Below are 22,614 nucleotides of genomic sequence, written 5' to 3' on the forward strand. Positions count from 1 at the left end.
TTCTTCACTCCGTTCAGAATGACGGCCTTTAAGGCGTTTGCTTTGTGTAAGGGCGTGACGGCGTCAGAATCGTGATCTGGCCGTAGTGTGAGCTTGCGGTGTAGTGGGAGTGGATGTAGTCATCGAGCACGGTGACTCCGCTGGAGAAGCGGCTGTCGTTGGGCTCTACCGTATCGTCCCATGTGGTGTTGATGGCGATCACCGGCGGCTCTTCGCGGCGGAGATCCGCGATCATCTCCTTCTGGATGGCGAGCGTGGTCTGCACGCCCGGGTGGAGATCGTACCATCGCGTGACGGAGCCGCGGCCTGAGAGAAAGTAGAGGCGCACGTCATTCCAGAAGATGCGGTCGTGCCTGCCATCGCCTACGTAGATGAACTGATCCGGCGTGCTTCGGCGTTCGATCTCCAGCGTAGCGGCGAGCACATCCGGTTCCACCCGCATGCAGCGCGCGCGACTCAGCGCCGATGGAACGTGGCAGCGTCGATAAAAGGAGTCCTGGGCCTGCGGATGAACTACATCACTAAGATTGACTCGGGCGAAGGTCAACACGTGTGAGAGCGTCGCGGCGGAACATACCCCGAGAAAGAGCGCCGTGGCGTAGAGACAGACCACGACGGAGTGGCCAAGCTGCCGTCGGTGTCCGAAGAGAATGGCGAGCAGGGTCAGGCAGACCAGAATGCTTTGAAGAAGCTGTACCGGGCCGACGCGAATGAGCCCCTTAAAGAAGAACAGTGATGCCAGCAGAAAGAGAAGGACAAAGGTCTGGCGCTGCCAATTCTCCGGGAAGATACGCGATCTTCGTGAGGTGGCGAGCGCGAGCGCGGTTGCAACGATGGTGAAGATGGGCAGCAGGACAATCAAAGATTCGACGGCGACGCGGCCATCCCAGGAGAACGGGCGGTGGAGCTGCTGGATGAGATCGGGAGTGATGAACGGCAGCCGCCGCATCTTCGGATAGATCACCGCCGGGACGTAGAAGAGGTCGTAGAAGACATTGCTGAAGCCCCCGCGAAGAACAACGAGAAGATAGACTGGTCCGGCGATCAGCATGACGGCTGCCATGTACAGACCGAGGCGCCTGCCGTAGTTTGCGAGCAGGTGGCTCATGGGTTCGCCAGGCGGGCGTGTGCGGTGGATCCATGTCAGCATGACCAGCTCGGCGAAGAAGATGTAGAAGCCGGAGTCGTGGCGAAAGATAGTGGCGAGGCTTACGAAGAGCCCTGCAAGAAAGAGCGAGCGCTGGTCGGCAGGGCGGCGCAGCCATGCGGCAAAGAAAAGACAGCTTATCAGCGATGCGAGCATCGCAGGGTAGACCGGAAAGTTATAGGCCGGGTAATAGATTCCCGTCAGCCAGAGGATGACCGTGGCAAAGGCGGCGAGCGCCCATCGGTTGTCCGTCAGCAGGCGGGTCAGGGTGAAGCTGGCGCATGCAATTGCAGCACGGATGAGTGCGTCGTAGATGCGTCCGCTGAGTATGCTGACTCCGAAGAGCTTGAAAAATCCGGCCAGCAGATAGAACTGCGCGGGACCGTACATCGTCCAGAAGTCACGATACGGCATCTGGCCGTGCAGAACGCGGTCGGCGCCGTAGAGCGAGAGAAATTCGTCGTAAGGTCCGCATTTGGCCTTGAAGCCGATCGCTTGAACGGCAAGAGCGATCACAAAAAGCACGACGATCTCTGTAACGGCGCGTCTTTTGCTCAGAAAAGACAAAGCACTGGACGGCTCGCGGTTCAAACAGTCGACTCCACCCTGGACGGCGCCGGCTTTTCTGCCTGAATTGGCCTGGGAATCGCACGCGCCATCGCACGCCCCAGGCGTACGCTCTCGGCGATACCCCGATCCTCCGGGTAGTAGTAGCAGGTGTCGGCGATCTGCAGGCCGGTGATTGGGGTCTGCACGGGAGGAATCTTCGCAGCGAAGCCAGGCTCACAGACCGGCTGGCCGTAGCGCAGACGCGCAACGTGGGTCGCGATGATATCGCTCGCCTGGAGGGTAGGGTTCAAACGCAGCAGGCAGCTGAATCCCTCGGCGACGAGATCCTTGTCGAGCCATGAGAACTTTTCATTGGTCGTCGGCATGTAATACGGAATGTAGACGATAGAGCTGTTGATCTCACTGCGCAGGTTGGTCAGTTCCACCACGCCTGGAATGGTCAGATTGGGGATCGAGACGTTGACCCAGAAATGGTGGGTGACCGGCTTCCGCAGTTTGTAGATCACGCAGATGACCCCGATGTTCTGGATGGAGCGGTATCGCTGCTTCCAGTCTTCCGGGAGATCAGGGATCATTTCGGCCACGTGCGGAGTAGGGACGGTAGAGATGACGTAGTCGGCGGCGAAGTGCCGCGTGGTGGTTTCTGCGCCGGTCACGCGGTTATTGCTGGTGGTGACGAACTGCACGGGCGAGCCGAGGTGGATATGCCCTCCCTGCTCTTCGATCGAGTGGACGAGAGCGTCGACCAGGGTCTGCGAGCCCCCGTCAAGATAGCCCAGCTCTTCCTGCATGATGCTGGACCGCGAGCGGCCGATGCGACGGATGCGGGTCCATATCCAGGCCGCGGAGATATGGTCGGCGTACTCGTAAAATTTGAACTCGAGCAGGGTCTTCCAGAACCGGCGGTAGGCATCCTCTCCGCACCAGCGGATGATCCACTCCTTCGCGGACTGGTTTTCCAACTCCGGCCAGGCATCCCGGCGGGTGCTGATAAAGGCGAGCATGCCGTAGCGCAGCTTCGACAGCAGGGGGGCATTGGGAAGCTTGAGAAGGGCCACCGGATTTCCCCACGGATGCAGATGTCCGTCGGTATAGAAGCCCATGGAGGTTGGGCGCCAGCGCAGCCGGTCTTCCATGCGCAACTCGCGCAGCAGATCGAAGGTTGGGAAATCGGTCTTGCAGATAAAGTGATAAAACCGCTCGATGGAATCTCCATCGAAGTTGAAGTGAGCTGCCATTCCGCCAGCCTCGGGAGCGCCTTCCACCAATTCCACCTGGTGGCCATCGCGAAGCGCCTGCCATGCTGTCGCCAGCCCCATTACACCTGCACCGATTACAAGAACTTTAGCCATAGGGAGTATAGAGAAACGCGCGTCTCCAAAGTGTGGACAAGAGCGCCAAGGTTTGCAGGTTCACTGCGGTACCTGAAGAGATAGACTCCGGAGTTCTGCAGGTCAGAATCAACGATTTCGGAAGGCAGAGAGGGCGGAGTCGTAAAGGACATCAGTCCTGCGGGGTGTCGTGCGAGTGCACCACCACAATCGGTTGGACTTGGAGTTAGATGCCGTGCAGAAAGCCAGGTTGCCCTTGGTGAGGCGGCGATTATGATGGTTCAGAACGACAGAGCTGCGGCCATGCTGCAGAGAGATCGGCTTGGGAGGGCGAATGAAGTCCGGAAAGAAGAATCAGCTCGGCGCGGTTTTGTTTGGGATAGCGGTGGTGGTTCTCGTATGGCATTCAAAGACTCCGACCGAAGCAGACGCGGTCATGGCGGCGTCGAAGCTTGCGGCTGTCGGTTCCGGAATTCCTGGTGCGGCGGGAACAGCGAATGGTTCGGGACCGCATATCGCTGGTTGCCCAGTCTTTCCGGCGGACAATGTCTGGAACATGCCGATCGACAAGCTGGCCAAGGACAAACATTCGGACGACTATATTCAGCGCATGGGCCCGGCGCTGGTCCTGCATCCGAACTTCGGGTCCGATCCGGCCAACGGAATCCCGATCACCATCATCAAGCCGGGCCGCCCACGCATTCCCATCTCCTTCATGTATGGCGATGAAAGCGACCCGGGCCACTACCCGACACCCGAAGGAGCTCTGGTCGAAGGAGGTTGGAATTCGCCGGATGACTCTGATCGTCACGTCATTATGGTGGACGAGGGCCGTTGCGTACTGACTGAGCTGGGAGGCGTCGTCAAGCAGAAGTCTGGAAGCTGGACGGCCGGAGCCGGAATCAAGATGGACCTTACCAGCAACGCCCTCCGCGCTCCCGACAAGACTTCGACTGACGCAGCCGGGCTTGCCGTTCTGCCGGGGTTGTTACGCTATGACGAGGTAGCTTCGGGAGAGATCAAACACGCAATCCGGTTTACGACCCCCAAGACGCAGCGGCTTTATGTCTGGCCGGCAAGGCACTTTGCATCGAGACTTACCGATCCTACCTATCCCCCGATGGGAGAGCGCTTCCGGCTGAAGGCTGATTTCGATATCTCGAAGTTCTCCAAGGAGAACCAGGTGATTCTGAAGGCCCTGAAGAAGTACGGCATGTTTCTCTCTGATAACGGTGGACCGTGGTTTATCATCGGCGAACCGGACAAGCGGTGGAGCGACGTGGACCTGGCTCGGCTGAAGACCATCAAGGGCGAAAACTTTGAGGCAGTCGACGAATCGGACTGGCAGATGCTGCCGGACTCGGCTCGAGTCGATCCTGTTGCGCTTCGTTAGAAGCGCTGAAACGATTTCATGAGCGGTGGAGCGACAAGATGGCTTACACAGAGAGCTATACGTGTGATGTTTGCGGCAACAAGAAGGATTCCGATGGCTGGTGGCTCGCATGGGTCGACTGCTTCCCGGGCCAGAATCCAGGCGAAGATCAGCCGCTGATCAAGCTGACGCGCTGGCAGATGCAGCATGCACACTCTGCCGGAGTGAAACATCTCTGCGGCGCACGGTGCGCCGGGACGATGATGGACCGGTGGATGATGGAACAGCATGCCGATCCGGACGCTCACTGCGCGACGTAGCCTAACGCTCCCGGCGAGGAGGATTCGTGGTGAGGCGAATTGTATCGGCGGCTGTGCTTCTCTTTTGTTTCTCCGGGATGTATCCGGCGCTCGCAGCCCAGGGAGCTGCAGTCCCGCAGATTGACCTCAACTCGATGGCTCCGGAGCTGCGGAAGCAGCTGGTGGAACCGCCGCACCTGGGCTGCGTCTCGCAGGATTACGAGGGCCCTCTACAGACCGCGCGGTACGTCAACCGATGTCCGCAGCCGCTGCACCTGACCATCGTCTTCGGGAATACGGATGACGTCAGGGAGATAAACCTCGCTCCGGGAAAGAGCAGGAACTTCAATCTCACCCTGCTTGACTATAACCAGCGAAAAGGCTCGAGCTGGTATGTCTGTCCGAAGGGATACAGTGCCGTGGATCCCAGGGGTACGGCGTTCAAGCGTCCCATCGATGTTTATCTGTGCCGCCAGACCGGCCACTGATTATCTGGGTGCAGCCGCCGGTGGTGATGACTGCTGCGGCTGTTGCTGGCTCTGCTGGCTCTTGTCGTCTTCCGGAGCGCGGTTGTTGGTAATGTCCTCGCCGTTGTAGATGATGCGGCTGGTGGCGCGGAACTGCTTATAGTCCGTGTAACGGACGATGTTACGCATATGAACGTCTTGCCGGGGAGCGCCGTTGGCTGCCGGGAAATGCAGAGTGCCATCGGCCCTGGTGTAGGTGGGGAACCAGTATTTACCGTCCACCTGCTCGTAGTAGGTGGTGAAGGGAGGCTGCAGGTCGGCATGGCCGCGCCGGGTATCCTGGGGGACGGTCTGGCCGTTCACCAGAACGATCTGGTAATCCTGCTGGTCGACCCATACTTTTCCCTGGAAGTAGTGCTTCCCTTTCTCGATGGTCCTCGGGCCCGCCTCAAAGACATAGGTATCCAACTCGTCGACGCGCTGTCGGCCCAGGTACTTGATGTCGTACTGCGGCATCTCCTCGGCGGTCAGCACGAAGGGCAGGCGATGCTCGATCTCGTCGAAGTCGGTCGGCGTCATCTGGACACGCTCAAGCGTGGTCTGGGGGGCAAAGACGACGCGCTCTTCGCGGCGGCCCTGCTTGTCGAAGGTAATGTCCGTGACCTGGTAATACTCGCCGTCCGGCTTGCCGGTGTCGTCGGAGATGGTCTGGACCTTCACGGACTGGCGGAAAATGTAGTTCTCACGGGCGCGGTTGAACTCGCTCTCCCGCTGTCCGATGCGCTTGATGATCTCGTCCACGGTGATGCCGCTTGGCGGGGAGGGATCGAGCGGGCCAAATCCCTGGTCCTCAGCGGCATAGACGGTGCTGTGCCAATTTGGGACAAAGCTGAAAAAACGTGAAGAGTTTGCCGATAGCGGGAGGAGGCACGCTGCGAAAATGCTGGCGGAGAGCGCTGAGGCAAATTTCATTGAACGAAGTGCTCCATGGAAGAGAACAGGGCCTGAATCCTGAAAACCCGGCCGCTCCATACAGGATAGACGCGGCAGGTGGAGGTTTGGTTGATGTTGACAGCATTGGGGGAGACGTGGACATATCCGGCATGTGCAATCGTGTGCTTTGCTTTTGCGATGGCCTTTGGTGCGGTGTGGTGCCGGCTTCAGGCGGAACGGAAGCAAACAGAGCGGGAACGGCGCGGCCGGGAGGAGCTGGAGGCGTATGCTCGGCTTGATCTCCGCGTCAGCTCGCAGGGCGACCTGAAGCATCTTCCCCGCAGGGTCTGCTCGGTCATCACCGCCAGAAGTCCCTTCAGCCGGGTTGCCATGCTGATGTATATGCCGGACGGTCATCTGGGTATCGCGGCGACGGAGGGCATGGACGCCGCCACCGCAGAGGCGATCGAAGCACATCTAGAGGATAGACAGCCGTCGCGCGACGCGATCGAATACTGGGATGGGGCGTCGCAGGTACGACTGGGGTTGTATAGCTGTGTCATTCCGCTCCAATCCGAACAGCGACCTGGTGGGAGGGCGATTCTGATTCCCATCCGGGCAAGCGATCAGAAGATGGGGGCACTGCTGGTCTGCGCCGACAGCATCCTTCAGGTGCCGCATCGGCTGGCGGAAGAGGCAGTCGTCGGTCTTGAGGCGCTCGCCACCCGCCTCGGGTATGCAATGGAGAATATTCCCTCCGCACTACAGCCCCGACCTTCGGTTTTTTTAAACGAGGGCGCGCATAATTTTGAGTCAATCCGTTTCATCGGCTCCCATTACGAGAGCCGCCAGGGGCTGGCGATGTAGACTGACCCCCGGGAGGGCCGGGCCTGATGAGACGATTGGCATGGGTACTGACGCCGTTCATGATGGGAGGCGCTGTCGCTGCAGCCCAGAGCTCTCAGGGGGGATTGAAAACATCTGTCGCGGATGCGCAGAATGAGCCTTCTGCGACGATCGCCGGAGAACCGGAGAACGATGCAGCGGGCCGCCGCCCGATGACCTTTGCCGACCTGCAACGAATGAAGCGGCTCGGCGATCCACAAATCTCCCCCTCAGGCAAGTGGGTCATGTTTTCAGCGACGGAAGTCGATCTAACGGCCAATACCAAGGTCACTCATCTGTGGGTCGTCCCCATCGACGGCAGAGGCGAACATCAGGTTACCTTCTGGAAGGAAGGGGAGAGCGAAGGGCGATTCTCTCCTGACGGGAAGCATGTCGCATTTATCTCGATGGACGGTGGCAAGTCCTCACAGATCTATATCGCGGATTGGAACGAGGTGGAAGGCAAACTTGGTCCTCCGAAGCAGTTGACGCACATTAGTACCGAGGCGGATGGGCCGGTATGGTCGCCGGATTCGCAGCGTCTTCTCTTCGTCTCTCGCGTCTATCCCGACTGCAGCGATGAAGAGATATGGCGCGATGAGGACAGCTGCAATCGAAGGAGAGATGAGGCCGCAGAGAAGAGCCCGGTCAAGGCGATGGTCTTTGATCACCTGCTCTACCGGCATTGGGACTCCTACATTGGTCCAAAACGCAGTCACGTTCTTGTGGTCAGCGCCACCGACGGCAACGATACACGCGACCTGACGCCGCGCCGATGGATCGGAGATGCAGAGGCGCCGGTCTTCTCGCTGGGCGGCCCGGTCGGCTACGCCTGGGCCCCCGATTCGCACGAGATCGCCTTTGTCACCAATCTCGACGCCGTTCCCGCGGCAAGCACGAACAATGACGTGTTTACGCTTCGCCTGGATGGAGAAGACGAGCGGCCAGTCAAGGTTTCGACTTCGCCGGGCAGTGACGATGCGCCGGCCTACTCTCCCGATGGCCGCTGGCTGGCCTTCCGTTCACAGTCGCGTGCCGGTTATGAGAGTGACCGCTTTCGCCTGATGGTCTTTGACCGACAGTTTGGAAAGAGTGCCGCAGTGGCACAGACAGAAAAGCCGGGGCGATCGGCCAGGTCGGAGGCGGCCCCGATCAAGGAGCTATTGCCTGCTCTTGATGGCTGGGTCGATGAGTTTCGCTGGGCTCCGAATTCAAAGACGATCTACTTTGTGACCGAGGAGATGGGTGAAGCGAACGTGCTCTCGGTCAGCGTCGATCTGCCTGAAGCTACTGCGATCGCCAACAAGGCTGAGTACAGCGAACTGCAGGTCTCTCCCGACGGTCGCACGATCATCACCTCCATGATGACGGTCCGCAGCCCCACTGCGATCTCAGCCATACCGCTCAACGCCGAGGGACGCGGCGGAGCGCCGGTCGTTCGTCTTACCCATATGAACGATGCTGTGCTGAAGCAACTTGAGCTGCCTCGGATGGAGAGCTTCATGTTTCCCGGTGCTGGAAATACGACTGTGCAGGGATTTCTGCTGCGCCCCCCGGGATTCGACGCGACAAAGAAGTATCCGATGAAGTTCCTGATCCACGGTGGACCACAGGGAGCCTGGGGAGATGCATGGAGCTACCGCTGGAATCCTGAGCTGATGGCGGCAAGCGGATACGTCGTCGTGATGATCAATCCGCGCGGCTCAACCGGATACGGACAGGCGTTTATCGACGGAGTCAACGGTGACTGGGGCGGCAAGCCCTATGTCGATCTGATGAAGGGTCTCGATTACGCCGAGCAGCACTACAGCTTCATAGATAAGACACGCGAGTGTGCGCTCGGGGGCAGTTATGGCGCCTATATGGCCAATTGGATTCTGACCCATACGAACCGCTTCGCCTGCATCGTGACCCACGACGGCATGTACAACCCGCAGAGCGCCTATGGAACCACCGAAGAGCTGTGGTTCAACGAGTGGGAGTTTCGCGCACCCGGCGACAAAGAGCCCGGCCAGCCCTGGCGCTATGCGGAGAAGCCTGTTTCTGCCGACCCGTTCCGGAAGTGGTCACCCATGCTCTCGATCCAGAATGCGAAGACGCCGACGCTGGTCATCCACGGCCAGAAGGACTATCGCCTCGATCTCAGCGAGGGTCTTCAGCTCTTCACCGCGCTGCAGCGCCTGCACGTTCCCTCGCGAATGCTCTACTTTCCCGACGAAGGGCATTGGGTTCTGAAGCCGCAGAACTCGCAGCGCTGGTATGAAGAGGTGGGCGAGTGGTGCGATCGCTGGACACGATCGAATACCTACTCGAGTACGGTGCAGTGATGGCCTTCGCGCGACCCAAAAAGAAGCGTGAGCCACTGGGAGAAGCTGCTCTCTTCGAGTACGCTGTGGGCGCGCTGGCGCGCAGGATGCGGACGGTTCGCGACCTGAAGCGCCTGATGCGTACCCGCGCGGAAGAAGGCGAGGCTGGCGAGCGAGCGATGGATCGGGTCGTGGCCCGGCTGAAAGAGCTGAACTACCTGAGCGATACTCGTTTCGCCGCCGACTACACGCGGCTGCGTAAGGAAAACGAGAAGTTTGGCCGCAGGCGCGTCCAGCAGGACCTTGTCCAGAAAGGCATCCACAAGGATCTGATCGCCTCCACCCTTGCCACTGCCTACGATGATGTCGATGAGGTTGCGCTGGCGCGAGAGTACGTCGCGCGGAAACGGATGAAGCGCCCCGAAGGAGAAGACGCGAAGAAGCAGGCCGCCCGCATCATGGGAAGGCTGATGCGAGCAGGATTTTCCGCGGGAGCCATCTTCAAGGTGCTGCGCGAGTGGGATGTTGAGGTCGAAGAGATCGAAGAGCCGCAGGCCGAGGAGTCCTGATCCATCTTCCTGGTTGTACGAACAGCTTAGACCGCGCGCAGGATCCTCGCCGGAAGAAAGAAGAGCGCAGCGATCAAGTCGAAGGCGCTGCCAACCACGATGCCCACTAGGCGGAAGGGCAGCAGCAGAAGCCAGATGAGCGGATAGAGCAGCACGGCCGCGATCGCGATGGGCCAGCAGGTGACGAGCAGCAGACAGAAGAGGAGCAGTTTCAGCATCGGTTGTTTCTCTCCAGTCTTTGATACGGCCGCTCGTGCAGAAAGTTCCGCTGCGGTGGGATGATGGTGGGGTGGCGTTGCAGGCGAAAGAGTTAGAGCGGATCGTCGCGGTGGACTGGTCGGGCCGGATCGATGCAGCCGGACAGCGTCGCCACATCTGGGCCGGGGTCTGGGCTGCAGGCAAAGTCACGCTTGAGGCCGGAAGGACCCGCGAGGAACTGATCGATTGGCTGATCGCCATGTCGCGCGAGACGCCGCGCATGGTCGTCAGCCTCGACTGCTGTTTCAGCTTTCCGGCATGGTTTCTGGCCGAACATGGCTGCGAAACAATATTTGACTTCTGGCGCAAGGTGGCAGCAGGACAGGGCGAGCGCTGGCTCACGCGTGAATGCGATGCCGTCGCTCGCGATGTACGCTTCTGGGGCGCGCCGCACAAGCGGCCGGAGGAGTTCTGCGGCGAAAACCTGCACCGTTCCATGCGCCTGACCGATATGGACAACAAGATCACGCCCAGGCTCCTTGAAGGTGATCCCGAACGCGCCGCCAAGGTGAAAGGCATCACGCCCAAATCTCCGTTCCAGATCGGCGGTTCCGGCAGTGTGGGAACAGGCAGCCTGCGGGCGATGTCGTCTCTGCTGCGACTCTCGCAGGAGGGTTTTCGCATCTGGCCGTTTGAATCCGCAAAACTCGCCGGAACGGAGCCGCAGCCGCTTGTGGTCGAGATGTACACCCGGTTGATGACTGGTGCTGTGGCCAAGAGCAATGAGGAAGCCCGTTCTCTTTACCTTGCCGCAAGGAAAAAGAGAGACGAAATCTATAAGCGCCTGGACCGCGTGGTGCTGGAACGCGCACTGGCATCAGAAGATGCCTTCGATGCGCTGGTCAGCGTGCTGGAGATGGTCCGGTGGCAGCAGGACTTTATGCGGCTGAAGGCGACGAAGGATAATGTGCTGCGTCTTGAGGGAATTACCTGGCGGCCGGGAATTCTGAACGGATAACCAGTTATAAAGGACTGCGCACACGATGCGGATTTCACCTTCTCTCTTTTGAAAGGAATTACGTCGATGGAAACTGGTCTTGGTGGGAAGACCGTTGTAATCACAGGAGCAGCCAACGGAATCGGCCGTGCAACCGCACTGGCCTTTGCCAAAGAGGGGGCACACCTCGCGCTGCTCGATCACGATGCGGAGAAACTGGCGGAGACCAGCGCCCTGATACGCGGCTGCGGTGTAAACGCCTATGACGTTCAGGCGGACCTGAGCACGGGGCAGGGCGTTCAGGCTGGGCTGGATGTCCTGCTGGCGAAGCTTCCGGACGGCGTGGATGTGCTGGTCAACAACGTCGGTCATGGCGATCCCAAGCCGTTTGAGGAGATCACCGACGAGCAGTGGGAGCGGACCTTTGCGATCAATCTGATGTCGATGGTGCGGGTCACGCGTCATCTGCTTCCTGTTCTTCGTCAGAAGGAGAAGTCCGCAATCGTCAGCAACGCCTCCGACCTTGGCCGCCAGCCGGAGACCGCGCCCGCCGACTATGCGGCGATGAAGTCGGCGATGCTGGCCCTTACCAAGAGCCTTGCGCGTGCGGAAGCCCCGAAGATTCGCGTCAACGCCGTTGCTCCCGGTCCCATCTGGAGCACCTTCTGGTCGCGTCCTGGCGGATTTGCCGAGGGGTTGTCTTCCATCTACAACATGCCTCCCCGGCAGGCGGTCGATCACGAGATGAAGCTGCGCAAGCTTCCGCTGGAGCGCCTCGGCGAGCCTGAGGAAGTTGCCAATGTCATCGTCTTTCTCGCCAGCGACCTCGCCTCCTACGTCACCTCATCCGTGTGGGGAGTGGACGGAGGAAGCATTCGCAGCATCGTCTGATCGAACCCACCTGACGGCCACGGCAGAACTCCAAGCTATTCCGGCGTGACCGTCAGGTTAAGTTGATGGACATTGGTATAAGTGACCGCGAAGGAATCGCCGTCCGTGTAGTACGTTGATCCCTTCACGGCGAAGCCCGCGGTGTCGCCCTCTATCGCGACCGTCAACCCGGGAAGACTCCACTTATTTGCGGTGATGTCTCCTGGCTTCGCGCCCTCGGCCTTGATGCGCAGCGTGACGGTTCCGTCTGTGGCGATCTTCATGTTCGTATGCTCGACGTCTACGTTGATCCTTGGCGATTGCCAAACATAGAACCATCCAATAGCGCCTGACGGCGTGCGCCACTGTGCCGTGCCTGGATGAAATTGTGTATCCGGCGGAGCATCCCTGGTGAGCTTCGTGTTCTCGCCTCCAAGAATGACCTTGTCGCCCACCCACGCGGAGGCGCTGCGATCGTCTGTGATCTGGCGGTGAATCATGTGTTCTCCCGCAAAGCTTTTCAACTTTGCCAGTGCGGCTGCGGGTGGATTTGAGCCCAGTAGAGCTACCTGCGGGGCAAACCAGAGGTCCGCCAGATGATCCGTCTCAGCATCAGGGACCGGAAAGGGTGCCTTATCGGGCGGTAGCAGCGCGCGGATCCACAGCCCGCCGTAGGCAACGTAGGTCTCCATATCCATGCCGTAAGAGCGATCATAGGGCCCAGCCAGGTTGCGCAGCTCCGGATGGTAGAAATCGGCAATGTCATTCCACAGATGCGCTTCGATATTGCTTCCGGCAGCGCGCATCTCCGCGGTCGAGCCATAGCTTCGCCAGAGTGCAAGTCCGAACAGGTCCACACCGTAGTACGTTGGCGAGTTGTACTCATCGAAAGCGTTGTAGAGGTGATAGAGGCGTGCGACCTCACGCACCCACGCGGCAGACTTCTGCTTCCACGCGGCGTTTTTATCGTGAGTTGCTGCGAAGTCCCACAGAGCGCCATACATCAGCGCAATGTTCGAGTAATGGGGTGTCAGCCGGCCCTGCTTCATCTCGCCCGCAATGGCGATGTCGATGGCCTTATACATCTTCAGAGCCAGGTCAGCCGGAATGCGCTCGGGATATTCGATCAGGATCATCTCGAAGGTCGTGCCGATAAACACGCGCCAGTTGGGATCGTAGTTTGTCCACATCACGGTGTGTTCGCCCGAAGGCGTCGGTTCCTCCGGCGTGCGGCGGAAGGTTCCATACCACGGCACAGACTTGTCGAGAAACTGCTCCTTTAGGACGGCATTCAATCCTTCCATCGCGCGTTCGCGATCGCCCGGCCCGTCGCGCATCAGCAGCCCCAAGGCGTAATTGCTGGTCTCGCGAACCATGTAGCGTGCGCGATGTTCGGTATCGGCGTGCCCGCTGAAGCCTCCAGGCGTGCGAACGAGGTGCGCTTCATTGTCCCAGGCATCATCCATCGACTGCATCGCGATATCGAAGATGCTGCGCGTATTGGGGTTGATCTTCGCAAGGTTGACGTTGCGTGCAGTGGCACCGCAGGAAGACCGAACAGGAAACAAGGCGAGTGCCGCTACGCAGAGAACGGCTCCGGAGATGCGAAAAAGCATGTCGAGTCTGTGCTCCTGAAAGATAAGTTTTCCGCTGAGTTGCAGCGATGCGGCCAGTCCTGTCGGTGGATGTGATCGAATCGTCCTGAAAGGCGTGTTCCAGCTCTGGCACCGAGGTCTCCACAGCATGTTATATGCGGAGTTGCCGTACTGAAAATCCATTCCGGCATTCTCGGCCCGGATGAGGAGAGAGCTGGGCATAGCATCGGGCACAGGCGCAGCCAGCCATTTCGAAATGCACTGATAAACTGAAATTCTATGAACTACAGGTCTGGAAGCCAGATTCGCGAAGATTTTCTGCGGTTTTTTGAAGGCAAAGGGCACCGGAGAGTGCACTCCTCGTCGCTCGTTCCGGCGAACGATCCCACGCTGCTGTTTACCAACGCAGGAATGAACCAGTTCAAGGACGTCTTTCTTGGCCTCGAAAAGCGCGACTACAGCCGCGCCACCACCTCGCAGAAATGTGTGCGCGCGGGCGGCAAGCATAACGATCTCGAGAACGTCGGCTTCACCCGCCGTCACCACACCTTCTTCGAGATGCTGGGCAACTTCAGCTTCGGCGACTACTTCAAGAAGGACGCCATCGCCTACGCGTGGGAGCTTCTGACTTCGAAGGACTGGTACGGGATCGATCCCGCGAAGCTTTATGTCACCATCTTCGAAGGCGACGAGGGCGTTCCGCGCGATGCGGAGGCCTACCAGTACTGGCTCGACGTAGGCGTTCCCGCCGAGCGCATCTTCGAGATGGGCGCCAAGGACAACTTCTGGGCGATGGGCGATACCGGCCCCTGCGGTCCGTGTAGCGAGATCTACTACGACCTCGGCCAGGCCGCGGGTGAAGACTCCTCCGTCGACAAGCCCTTCGGCGAGGACGAACAGCGCTACGTGGAGATCTGGAATCTCGTCTTCATGCAGTTCGACCGCACCATCACGCCGGGCGGCCCGCTGCTGACTCCGCTGCCGAAGCCCTCCATCGACACCGGAATGGGACTTGAGCGTATCGCCTGCGTGCTGCAGGGCGTCCTCTCGAACTTCGAGACCGATCTCTTCACACCGCTGATTAAGCGTGCCGAGGAACTGACGGGACACAAGGTCGAGCCTGACCGCGAGGTCGATCCCCGCTCGCAGGCCTCGCTGCGCATCATCGCCGATCACGCCCGCGCAGCGACATTCCTCATCTCCGACGGAGTCCTGCCTTCGAACGAAGGCCGCGGATACGTCCTCCGCAAGATCATGCGCCGCGGCATCCGTCATGGCCGTCTGCTCGGGCAGGACAAGCCCTTCATGCACGAGATGGTCTACGCCGTGCGCGACGAGATGGCCGCGGCCTACCCGGAGCTGACTGAATCCGCCGATCGCGTCGCCAGGGTCGTGCTGGCGGAAGAGCAGCAGTTCGCGCGATCACTCGAACTTGGCCTGCGGCAGATGAACGAAGAGACGCTGCGCTCGGGCGTTGCAGCCTTCCATCTTTACGAGACCTTCGGGATGCCACTCGACTTCATGGTCGATGCGGCGCGCGATGCCGGAATCCAGTTCGACATGGACGGCTTCGAGCAGGCCCGTTCCGAGGAGCAGGCTCGCGCCCGCGCCTCCTGGAAGGGCGGCTCGCAGAAGACCGCGTCGCCTGTCTACCGTGAACTTGCGAAGACCGAGTTTGAAGGCTACTCCTCGCTCAAGGTCGAGGGCGCAAAGATCCTCGCCCTGGTGAAGGACGGCGTTGGCGTGCCTGAGCTGAAGGCAGGCGAGCAGGGCGAAGTCGTGCTCGACGCCACCAGCTTCTACGCCGACTCCGGCGGTCAGGTTGGCGACATCGGCTGGCTCTACTCCGACGATCACAACACCGTCATCGCTGATGTCTCCGGAGCCACCAAGCCCGTGCAGGGCGTCTTCGCCCACAAGGTGAAGGCTCGTGCCACGCTCGCTGTCGATGATACCGTCGATACCCTTGTCGACGGCGACAACCGCCGCGCGACCGAGCGCAATCACACCGGAACGCATCTCCTCCACGCTGCTCTGCGCGAAGTTCTCGGCAAGCACGTCAAGCAGGCCGGATCGCTGAACGACGCTACGCGGCTGCGCTTCGACTTCTCGCACTTCACCGGCGTTGCTGAAGAAGAGCTCCAGCAGATCGAGGACCTCGTCAACCAGGAGATTCTCGCGAATACGAAGGTCGAGACCCTTGTCGATGTCCCCATCGACGTAGCCGTCAACGAGCTGGGCGCGATGGCGCTCTTCGGCGAGAAGTACGGAGAGCGCGTTCGCGTCGTAAAGATAGGCGACTTCTCCACCGAACTCTGTGGAGGAACCCACACCGGCGCCACCGGCGAGATCGGTGTCCTGAAGCTCGTCGGCGAAAGCTCCGTCTCCTCCGGCGTTCGCCGCGTAGAAGCAGTCAGCGGCACTGGCGCGCTCAATGAGTTCCGCCGCGGCTACGACGTCGTCCGTGTCGTCGGCCAGATGGTCGGGGCCACGAGCACTCCTGCGGATGCCCTGCGACAACGCATCACCGCACAGGAAGAGGAGATGAAGAAGCTGCGCCGCGAGCTCGAGCAGCTTCGCATGAAGGCTGCGTCGTCTTCTGTAGCTGATGCCGCCTCCTCCGCAGTAGAGGTCAAAGGAATCAAAGTGCTCGCGCAGCGCGTTGACGCTCTCGACAAGAGCCAGATGCGGAACCTGGTTGATGAGCTTCGTGGAAAGCTCGGATCGGGCGTCGTGGTTCTGGGCGCGGCTGCGGATGGCAAGGTCTCGCTCATCGTAGGCGTTACGAAAGACCTCACCTCTCGCCTGCAGGCAGGCAAGGTGGTTGGCCAGCTTGCCGCCATCGTGGGTGGCCGCGGCGGTGGCCGTCCTGATCTCGCCGAAGCCGGTGGAAGCGATCCCGGCGCACTCGACAAAGCACTCGCGAATGCATCTTCTGTCGTCGAGGGCCTGCTCGCTTAGGCACCGAGGTCAGAAGAACAGGTATTTCATTCGCTCAGGAATGACAGGTCTTTGATTGAGATCGGTGTCATCCTGAGCGGAGCCTCTCGCAGTTTTATCGCGAGAAGCGAAGTCGAAGGATCTGCGGTTTGCCTGGCTTCCCCATAACAATTCAGAAGACAGGGGTACTCTGCCGCTAAGATAAAAAGATGCTCTGTGAGTGGACCGTTGAGTGCGGCGCCGATGACCCGGTTCTTGTCGTTCCCTGGAGCGATCCCGACGATCCTTCCCGTCACTTCATCGATCTTCGCGAAAACCCCGACGATCTCGACTGGCTTGAGGAGGCATCGCAGCACCCATCGTTGCTGCACGCCCTGCGCGCGCTCAACGCTACGCGCTCCCCGGTGTTCACGGCGAAGTGCGATGTCTGGAAGATGAGCGAAGAAGAGGTCGAAACGCTTCGTTACGACCTCGATCTGATTCCCGAGGATGCCCCCTTCGGCCTCATCAGTTACGTCGACATCCTCTGGCGCGAACGCTCCACCTTCGTCTCCTTCCATCAGCACGAGCAGCTTCTGCACCGCATCACACGCCTCGCTGCTCCGCTTCAAAACCCGTATGCCATGCTCGAATGCGTCCTGCGTCCGGCGCTGCTCGATATCACCACCCCGCAGGAGGGCTTCGCCGTCAGCCTGTACGTCAAGGCGCTCGGTTACGAGGACCAGGCGGCTGAAGAGCGCTGGGGATCGGCCCTCATCGACGTCTCCACGCTGCTGCGTGGCCGCGCCTTCGCAACCTTATAGGATCAGTCCCGGGAAGGCGTGCGCCCCTCCATCCTATAGGGACAGTCCGCCGTCCATCAGCAACTCGCTGCCTACCGTAAAGGGAGCCTCATCCGAGGCAAGAAACACAACTGCCTTGGCGACCTCGATCGATTCGCCAAAACGCTTCGCCGGGACCTGGCTCTCGACCGCCGCCGCAAAGTTCTTCTGCTCGGCATCCGGAATCCCAAGCTTGCCGTACAGCGGCGTGCGAATCGGCCCCGGGCTGATGGCATTCACCCGGATTCCGCGCGAGATCAGCTCTGCCGAGAGCGTCCTCGTCAGCGAAGCCAGTGCGGCCTTGCTCGCGCCATAGATGCTGGTGTTCGGCATGCCGATGTGCGCGTTGACGGAGCCCATCAGGACGATCGAGGCCGGGTTCGCGAAGTAGGGCAGAAGCTCCTGGATCAGGAAGAAGGGACCCTTGAAGTTGATCCCCATGGAGCGGTCGAACGCCGCTTCGTCCCACTGACCGATCGGCCGCAACTCTACCGCTCCCGCGTTCGCGAATAGTACATCGAGCGTGCCAAAGGCCTCGCCGATCTGCTCGGCCAGCTTCTTCTGTGCGGACACATCGGCTGCGTCCGACTCAAACACGAGCGCCTCGCCTCCCAGCGCACTCAGCGCCGTCGCCAGCGTCTCAGGATTCTTTCCGGTGATCGCGACCCTCGCGCCCTCGGCCAGAAACTGCCGCGCCGTCTCAAGGCCAATGCCCGAGCTGCCTCCCGTTATGAGCGCACTCTTCCCCTTCAACCTGTCCATTCGCACCAGCCTTTCGTCAGTGACAGGCCCAGTAAACACGACTATCACCGTCAATGCATCAGGATTTTCAAGGGACTCGACAGCGAGCCGTTTACAATGGAGCAGGACCGCGTCTTCGACCCGGAAGACCGTCGCGCAGGGGCGAGTAGCTCAATCGGATAGAGCACGAGCCTTCTAAGCTCGGGGTTGCAGGTTCGATCCCTGCCTCGCTCACCACAACTCCTGCGCGGTGTAAAGAGTTGAAAAGATTCGGCCGATATCCTCTGGCACTGCTTTCGATTTCGCCGAAACGCTGGTGTCCAGGGGTGTCCAATGTACGAAAAAAATAACAGGTATTTTGCTGACTGGCGCAATATTGTTCCCTGGACTGCATCTAGTTGGGTTTAATGCCTGCCGGTTCCGGTGCTCCCGCTGCAACGATCACAGAGAGAGTCTCCATCGCCTGCTTGATAAGAAGCGCGGCCTGGGCGAACATCTCGGGCGCCATGTTGAGGGTGACCGGGCCGATGCTGACGTGGACACAATCTCCCCCACAAAGCCGAACCGCTCCGGTGCCGTTTCGTTCCGCAAGAATTACATTGATGTCACTCATCCACCTTCCCTCCGGGATTGAATGAAGACTAAATTGGTCCTATATCCAAGTCAAGCTCATCCGGCAGAAAACTCCGAATAAAGTCCTGTTCAGGCCTCCATCAATTCATCTTCTTTGGTGGGGTGGCAGTGCTCCTCCGTCCCCGGTCTTCGACCAAAGGTATGTCGCAGAGCCGCCAGACCGATCAGAGCCACGGCCAGCCCGCAGACGCCGTCCCATCGCCAATGGACCCAGGCAATGGTCGAGAGCGCCGAGCCGATCGCTGCGCCGGTGAAATAGATCGTCATATAGACGGTGTTCAGGCGGCTCCTCGCCGAAGGATCGAGCCCGAAGATCCTGGTCTGGTTCGACACCTGGCACATCTGTGCGCCCACATCCAACACGATAACCCCAAAGGCCAGCGCTGCCAGGTGCAGGACGACCGACATGTGAATTCGCTCCTGCCCCCACAGCGTGACGTAGGAGAATGCCAGCAGCGCCATCCCCACAGAGATGACCCATCGCGAACCATGTTTGTCAGCCAGTCGCCCGGCCAGGGGGGCCACCATGGCTCCTGCTGCACCTACCAGGCCGAAGGTCCCGGCGACGCCTGCACCGAGGCGATAGTGGCTTTCCAGCAGAAAGGCCAGCGTTGTCCAGAAGCAGCTGAAGGAAGCAAACACGAGGGCGCCGATAGCGCTCGATTCCCGCAGCAAAGGCTGCGTGCGATAGAGCGTCCACAGGGATCGCATGGCATCGCCGTAGGTGAGCGACTGTTTGGGCGGAAGCTTCGGCATGATGCGCCACAGCAGGGGAACGAAGATGCCGTTCATCACTGCCGCGATCGCGAAGACAAAGCGCCAGCCAGCCAAATGGCTTACCCATCCGGCAAAGGTGCGGGCCAGCAGGATGCCCAGCAGAAGCCCGGTCATTACCGTGCCGATCGCGCGCCCGCGCTCCTCGTGGCTTACCAGATCGGGCGCAATGGGGAGGACAATGTGGGTTACTGACGCCAGTGCGCCGATGAGGATGGAGCCAACCAGCAGAAAACCGAGCGTGGGCGAGAGCGACACCAGCAACAACCCTATGGCGACTGCGGCGAACAACCGCATCATCAGTCCGCGCCGCTCCAGAATGTCGCCCAGAGGAACGAAGCACAGCAACCCCAAGGCGTAGCCAATCTGGGTGGCGACCGCGATAAATCCTGTCCGCCCTGCCGTCGCCCCGAAGGTGCGGCCAATCTCCTCCAGCAGGGGCTGGTTGTAATACATCGTCGAAACCCCGACCGCGCATGCAACGCCGAGGAAGGGTAAGGGAGTTCGCGGCGGGTTCGGTTTCTTTGTCATCAGCAAAATGAACTATCTACCAGTCTAAAGCCTTTTACCTGCAGAAGCCGACGCCACATCGGATCGCAGTGTCGCAAGAGTTCGTCTTACCAGCAGCGAATGGTTCGCGGGGAAGATGGACACGCGGTTGTGTGCGAGCTTTCGGAGAGCCGTGGAACCGCAGATCCTTCGACTGCGCGGCGCTCAGGATGACACTTTTATTGTTGAGACGGGCGCGGCGCTCAATGCGTTCAGGCGGGCTACTGACGCAAGCTGCCTGCTCCTTGCATGTGTCGAACGTTCATTTTCCAATCATTGGACCGAGCGACTAAACTCACCCTTTGCAGATCTGAGGTTAGAACGGGATGATTCAAAGCAGCACCGGCGCCTTGACGCAGCTTAGTGAAGACGAGCGCATGTTCCGCGACACCGTGCGCCGGTTCGCCGCGGCCGAGGTCGCGCCGCTTGTTCGCTTCATGGATGAGGCGCAGCAGATGGACGCAAAGCTGCTGCGGCAACTGTTCTCTCTCGGCCTGATGGGGATTGAGGCGCCGGAGCAGTACGGCGGCGCGGCCGGAACCTTCTTTGAAGCGATCCTCGCGGTCGAGGAGATCTCCGCGGTCGATCCCTCGGTTGGCGTCCTGGTGGATGTGCAGAACACGCTGTGTGTGAATGCCCTCGCGCGCTGGGCAACGGACGACCAGAAGCAGTGCTATCTTTCGCGGCTCGCCTCCGACACGATAGGGGCCTATGCACTCAGCGAGGCCGGTTCAGGCTCCGACGCCTTCGCGCTTGAGACCCGGGCTGTCCGCAGCGGCGATGACTACATCCTCAACGGGCAGAAGCTTTGGATTACGAACGCAAAAGAGGCCGGGCTGTTCCTCGTCTTCGTTACGATCGACCGGGCTGCCGGTTACAAGGGCATTACAGCTTTTCTCGTAGAAAAGGACACGCCGGGATTCACCCTCGGCAAGAAGGAAGACAAGCTCGGCATCCGCGCCTCCAGCACGTGCGAGCTGGTCTTTCGAGATTGTCGCGTTCCTTCCGCCAATATTCTTGGAGAGCCGGGCAAGGGATACAAGATCGCGATTGAGACCCTGAACGAGGGCCGCATTGGCATCGGGGCACAGATGCTGGGGCTGGCCCAGGGCGCGTGGCAGCACGCCGTTGGCTGGGCGAAGGAGCGCAGGCAGTTCGGACGTCCCATCGCCGACTTTCAGGCGATGCAGTTTCAACTGGCCGAGATGGCGACCCGGATCGAGGCAGCACGCCTGATGGTCTACAACGCTGCCCGGCTCAAGGATGCGGGTCAGCCCTTCCTCAAAGAGGCCGCCATGGCCAAGTACCTTGCTTCGCAGGTGGCGGAGCACGTTGCGTCGCTGGCGGTTGAGGTCTTCGGGGGCTCGGGATTTGTGAAAGACTATCCGGTGGAGAAGCTTTACCGAGACGCCAAGATCGGCAAAATCTATGAAGGCACGTCCTTCATGCAACTGGCGACCATCGCGAAGCTCATTCTCTGAGATTTCGCGGACACCCTACCTTGCTTATTTCGTGCAAAGCATTTAATTTATTAGGTTTAGGCTCGCACTTCCCCGGTTCCAGGGTATGGGATTATTGGGGTTTCGTCATCCTTCACTACGATCAGGATGACGGCGTTTGACGATTAATGCAGCTACCCGGCGCGAACCAGCCGTCCTCGTCGGCTGACGATCGACAGCTTCTCGGACTTAAGAATCTTCCTCGCCTGCTCGCGAGCGTGGCTCGACCAGGGACCCACGGGATCGAGCCGGACATAGGTCAGCCAGTGCCGGAGCGCGCGCCGCTTCTGTCCCTGCCGTTCGTAGGCGAGGGCGAGGTTGTAGTGGGCATCGGCATACTGTGGGAGCAGCGCAACGGCCTTCTGATAGGCGACGGTCGCTTCGTCCAGGTGATGCATCTCGTCGAGCACATTGCCCAGGTCGAAGAAGGCCAGCGCATAGTCGGGGTCCGCGATCGTGGCACGCCGATACAGTGTCTCGGCCAGGTCAAACTGGCGCATGTTGTAGTAGATCGTCCCCAGGTTGATCAGGGCGGGCGCGTGCGCAGGCTCGAGCGCGAGAATGGCCTCGTACAGAGAAGCCGCCTGCGGGATGGTCGCCGCCTTCTCCTCAAGCTGGACGGCGTGGAGAAACATCTCCTGCAGGGCTGCATTTCTCTGCGCCGGGGTCTGCGGGCCGGGCTCGACGCTGCAGACGATCTCGCGACGCGATCGAGCCGTGGCATCGAAGTCGAAGGCCATTTGCTGGGTAAGCGGATCGACCAGAACGCCGTTCAGCCGGAAGGCGAGATGCGAGCCGCGACGCACGGCCGAGCTCTCCAGCAGAGGGTTCTTCATTCCGGCAACGCGCTGCATAGCCTCAATGGAGATGCGGATGCTCCTGGCCGAGATGCGGGTCCGCGTTCTGGCCGCATGGGCCTGCAGGTCGCGCAACGAGCGAAGCTGGCTGAGATCTTCGAAGGAGTATTGGTCCTTGGGAGAGATGATTCCCGCCCGCTCCCACGACATCAACTGCCGGGCATTCAGGTGCAGGATCCGAACGACGTCTTGACGGTTATATCGGGTCACGATCGAAGTCTCTCGGTAGAAACCGTCTTGCAGAGCGATTGCTTCTTGTTT

20 protein-coding genes and 1 tRNA gene are annotated in these 22,614 nt (G+C 60.1%); 12 read left to right on the top strand and 9 right to left on the bottom strand.

Translation table 11 applies throughout. The features are described 5' to 3' along the window. Positions 1 to 28 precede the first annotated feature (28 nt). Together GWR55_RS15745 and GWR55_RS15750 are read right to left on the bottom strand one after the other, a co-directional pair. Complete coding sequence (locus GWR55_RS15745) at positions 29 to 1,738, bottom strand: glycosyltransferase family 39 protein (RefSeq protein ID WP_162403115.1); 1,710 nt, start codon at positions 1,736 to 1,738, stop codon at positions 29 to 31. Continuing rightward, positions 1,735 to 3,069: an NAD(P)/FAD-dependent oxidoreductase gene (locus tag GWR55_RS15750; RefSeq protein WP_162403116.1), complete on the bottom strand. Its 1,335-nt coding sequence runs from the start codon at positions 3,067 to 3,069 to the stop codon at positions 1,735 to 1,737. The genes GWR55_RS15745 and GWR55_RS15750 overlap by 4 nt, the downstream gene beginning before the upstream one ends. 313 nt (positions 3,070 to 3,382) lie before the next feature. Between GWR55_RS15750 and GWR55_RS15755 the strand changes: the two genes are divergently transcribed. The 3 genes from GWR55_RS15755 to GWR55_RS15765 are packed head-to-tail and all read left to right on the top strand — an operon-like array spanning position 3,383 to position 5,207. Further along, a complete protein-coding gene (locus GWR55_RS15755) occupies positions 3,383 to 4,441 on the top strand; it encodes a hypothetical protein (protein WP_162403117.1) in 1,059 nt (352 codons plus the stop codon). A 38-nt stretch (positions 4,442 to 4,479) separates the two neighbouring features. After that, positions 4,480 to 4,740, top strand: a complete 261-nt coding sequence (locus GWR55_RS15760) for a hypothetical protein (protein WP_162403118.1) — start codon at positions 4,480 to 4,482, stop codon at positions 4,738 to 4,740. A 29-nt stretch (positions 4,741 to 4,769) separates the two neighbouring features. Beyond that, positions 4,770 to 5,207, top strand: a complete 438-nt coding sequence (locus GWR55_RS15765) for a hypothetical protein (protein ID WP_162403119.1) — start codon at positions 4,770 to 4,772, stop codon at positions 5,205 to 5,207. Here GWR55_RS15765 and GWR55_RS15770 read toward each other — a convergent pair whose 3' ends face one another. After that, complete coding sequence (locus tag GWR55_RS15770) at positions 5,208 to 6,158, bottom strand: outer membrane lipoprotein-sorting protein (protein ID WP_162403120.1); 951 nt, start codon at positions 6,156 to 6,158, stop codon at positions 5,208 to 5,210. A 93-nt stretch (positions 6,159 to 6,251) separates the two neighbouring features. On the opposite strand from GWR55_RS15770, the gene GWR55_RS15775 reads away from it, so the two are divergent. The 3 genes from GWR55_RS15775 to GWR55_RS15785 are packed head-to-tail and all read left to right on the top strand — an operon-like array spanning position 6,252 to position 9,879. Then, complete coding sequence (locus tag GWR55_RS15775; RefSeq protein WP_162403121.1) at positions 6,252 to 6,986, top strand: hypothetical protein; 735 nt, start codon at positions 6,252 to 6,254, stop codon at positions 6,984 to 6,986. A 26-nt stretch (positions 6,987 to 7,012) separates the two neighbouring features. Further along, positions 7,013 to 9,331, top strand: coding sequence for a S9 family peptidase (locus GWR55_RS15780; protein WP_238398460.1), 2,319 nt, complete (start codon positions 7,013 to 7,015; stop codon positions 9,329 to 9,331). Then, positions 9,280 to 9,879 (top strand): regulatory protein RecX, encoded by a 600-nt coding sequence (locus GWR55_RS15785; RefSeq protein ID WP_370521156.1) that lies wholly within the window; start codon positions 9,280 to 9,282, stop codon positions 9,877 to 9,879. Before GWR55_RS15780 ends, GWR55_RS15785 begins: the two co-directional genes overlap by 52 nt. 26 nt (positions 9,880 to 9,905) lie before the next feature. Here the strand turns inward: GWR55_RS15785 and GWR55_RS15790 are convergent, their stop codons facing one another. Continuing rightward, complete coding sequence (locus tag GWR55_RS15790) at positions 9,906 to 10,097, bottom strand: hypothetical protein (protein WP_162403122.1); 192 nt, start codon at positions 10,095 to 10,097, stop codon at positions 9,906 to 9,908. A gap of 35 nt (positions 10,098 to 10,132) precedes the next feature. Here GWR55_RS15790 and GWR55_RS15795 point away from each other — a divergent pair, with 35 nt between their 5' ends. Then, a complete protein-coding gene (locus tag GWR55_RS15795) occupies positions 10,133 to 11,095 on the top strand; it encodes a hypothetical protein (protein ID WP_238398461.1) in 963 nt (320 codons plus the stop codon). A 66-nt stretch (positions 11,096 to 11,161) separates the two neighbouring features. Beyond that, positions 11,162 to 11,965: an SDR family NAD(P)-dependent oxidoreductase gene (locus GWR55_RS15800; RefSeq protein ID WP_162403123.1), complete on the top strand. Its 804-nt coding sequence runs from the start codon at positions 11,162 to 11,164 to the stop codon at positions 11,963 to 11,965. A 35-nt stretch (positions 11,966 to 12,000) separates the two neighbouring features. Here the strand turns inward: GWR55_RS15800 and GWR55_RS15805 are convergent, their stop codons facing one another. Next, on the bottom strand, positions 12,001 to 13,560 hold the full coding sequence (locus GWR55_RS15805) for a hypothetical protein (protein WP_162403124.1): 1,560 nt from the start codon (positions 13,558 to 13,560) through the stop codon (positions 12,001 to 12,003). Positions 13,561 to 13,818: 258 nt separating this feature from the next. On the opposite strand from GWR55_RS15805, the gene alaS reads away from it, so the two are divergent. Together alaS and GWR55_RS15815 are read left to right on the top strand one after the other, a co-directional pair. After that, positions 13,819 to 16,500, top strand: coding sequence for an alanine--tRNA ligase (gene alaS / locus GWR55_RS15810; RefSeq protein WP_162403125.1), 2,682 nt, complete (start codon positions 13,819 to 13,821; stop codon positions 16,498 to 16,500). 188 nt (positions 16,501 to 16,688) lie between these two features. Beyond that, positions 16,689 to 17,282 (top strand): hypothetical protein, encoded by a 594-nt coding sequence (locus tag GWR55_RS15815; RefSeq protein ID WP_162403126.1) that lies wholly within the window; start codon positions 16,689 to 16,691, stop codon positions 17,280 to 17,282. Positions 17,283 to 17,315: 33 nt separating this feature from the next. Here GWR55_RS15815 and GWR55_RS15820 read toward each other — a convergent pair whose 3' ends face one another. Next, the gene (locus GWR55_RS15820) at positions 17,316 to 18,062 is read right to left on the bottom strand and encodes an SDR family oxidoreductase (RefSeq protein WP_162403127.1); all 747 of its coding nucleotides are present in this window, start codon (positions 18,060 to 18,062) and stop codon (positions 17,316 to 17,318) included. Positions 18,063 to 18,201: 139 nt separating this feature from the next. On the opposite strand from GWR55_RS15820, the gene GWR55_RS15825 reads away from it, so the two are divergent. Continuing rightward, a tRNA-Arg gene (locus GWR55_RS15825) sits at positions 18,202 to 18,278 on the top strand. A gap of 157 nt (positions 18,279 to 18,435) precedes the next feature. Here GWR55_RS15825 and GWR55_RS15830 read toward each other — a convergent pair. Together GWR55_RS15830 and GWR55_RS15835 are read right to left on the bottom strand one after the other, a co-directional pair. Further along, positions 18,436 to 18,654 (bottom strand): hypothetical protein, encoded by a 219-nt coding sequence (locus GWR55_RS15830; RefSeq protein ID WP_162403128.1) that lies wholly within the window; start codon positions 18,652 to 18,654, stop codon positions 18,436 to 18,438. A gap of 89 nt (positions 18,655 to 18,743) precedes the next feature. Continuing rightward, complete coding sequence (locus GWR55_RS15835; RefSeq protein WP_162403129.1) at positions 18,744 to 19,979, bottom strand: MFS transporter; 1,236 nt, start codon at positions 19,977 to 19,979, stop codon at positions 18,744 to 18,746. Positions 19,980 to 20,323: 344 nt separating this feature from the next. Here GWR55_RS15835 and GWR55_RS15840 point away from each other — a divergent pair, with 344 nt between their 5' ends. Next, on the top strand, positions 20,324 to 21,478 hold the full coding sequence (locus GWR55_RS15840) for an acyl-CoA dehydrogenase (RefSeq protein WP_238398462.1): 1,155 nt from the start codon (positions 20,324 to 20,326) through the stop codon (positions 21,476 to 21,478). A gap of 152 nt (positions 21,479 to 21,630) precedes the next feature. Here GWR55_RS15840 and GWR55_RS15845 read toward each other — a convergent pair whose 3' ends face one another. After that, positions 21,631 to 22,563: a tetratricopeptide repeat protein gene (locus GWR55_RS15845; protein WP_238398463.1), complete on the bottom strand. Its 933-nt coding sequence runs from the start codon at positions 22,561 to 22,563 to the stop codon at positions 21,631 to 21,633. Positions 22,564 to 22,614 lie beyond the last annotated feature (51 nt).

This window comes from Edaphobacter sp. 12200R-103 (assembly GCF_010093025.1).
In the GTDB taxonomy this organism is placed as follows: Bacteria; Acidobacteriota; Terriglobia; order Terriglobales; family Acidobacteriaceae; genus Edaphobacter.

What these genes read in the sequence shown, in the direction of transcription:
- GWR55_RS15750 (WP_162403116.1), bottom strand. Translation starts at nt 3,069, where the DNA reads ATGGCTAAAGTTCTTGTAATCGGTGCAGGTGTAATGGGGCTGGCGACA.
- GWR55_RS15755 (WP_162403117.1), top strand. Translation starts at nt 3,383, where the DNA reads ATGAAGTCCGGAAAGAAGAATCAGCTCGGCGCGGTTTTGTTTGGGATA.
- GWR55_RS15760 (WP_162403118.1), top strand. Translation starts at nt 4,480, where the DNA reads ATGGCTTACACAGAGAGCTATACGTGTGATGTTTGCGGCAACAAGAAG.
- GWR55_RS15770 (WP_162403120.1), bottom strand. Translation starts at nt 6,158, where the DNA reads ATGAAATTTGCCTCAGCGCTCTCCGCCAGCATTTTCGCAGCGTGCCTC.
- GWR55_RS15775 (WP_162403121.1), top strand. Translation starts at nt 6,252, where the DNA reads ATGTTGACAGCATTGGGGGAGACGTGGACATATCCGGCATGTGCAATC.
- GWR55_RS15780 (WP_238398460.1), top strand. Translation starts at nt 7,013, where the DNA reads ATGAGACGATTGGCATGGGTACTGACGCCGTTCATGATGGGAGGCGCT.
- GWR55_RS15790 (WP_162403122.1), bottom strand. Translation starts at nt 10,097, where the DNA reads ATGCTGAAACTGCTCCTCTTCTGTCTGCTGCTCGTCACCTGCTGGCCC.
- GWR55_RS15800 (WP_162403123.1), top strand. Translation starts at nt 11,162, where the DNA reads ATGGAAACTGGTCTTGGTGGGAAGACCGTTGTAATCACAGGAGCAGCC.
- GWR55_RS15805 (WP_162403124.1), bottom strand. Translation starts at nt 13,560, where the DNA reads ATGCTTTTTCGCATCTCCGGAGCCGTTCTCTGCGTAGCGGCACTCGCC.
- alaS (WP_162403125.1), top strand. Translation starts at nt 13,819, where the DNA reads ATGAACTACAGGTCTGGAAGCCAGATTCGCGAAGATTTTCTGCGGTTT.
- GWR55_RS15815 (WP_162403126.1), top strand. Translation starts at nt 16,689, where the DNA reads ATGCTCTGTGAGTGGACCGTTGAGTGCGGCGCCGATGACCCGGTTCTT.
- GWR55_RS15820 (WP_162403127.1), bottom strand. Translation starts at nt 18,062, where the DNA reads ATGGACAGGTTGAAGGGGAAGAGTGCGCTCATAACGGGAGGCAGCTCG.
- GWR55_RS15830 (WP_162403128.1), bottom strand. Translation starts at nt 18,654, where the DNA reads ATGAGTGACATCAATGTAATTCTTGCGGAACGAAACGGCACCGGAGCG.
- GWR55_RS15835 (WP_162403129.1), bottom strand. Translation starts at nt 19,979, where the DNA reads ATGACAAAGAAACCGAACCCGCCGCGAACTCCCTTACCCTTCCTCGGC.
- GWR55_RS15840 (WP_238398462.1), top strand. Translation starts at nt 20,324, where the DNA reads ATGATTCAAAGCAGCACCGGCGCCTTGACGCAGCTTAGTGAAGACGAG.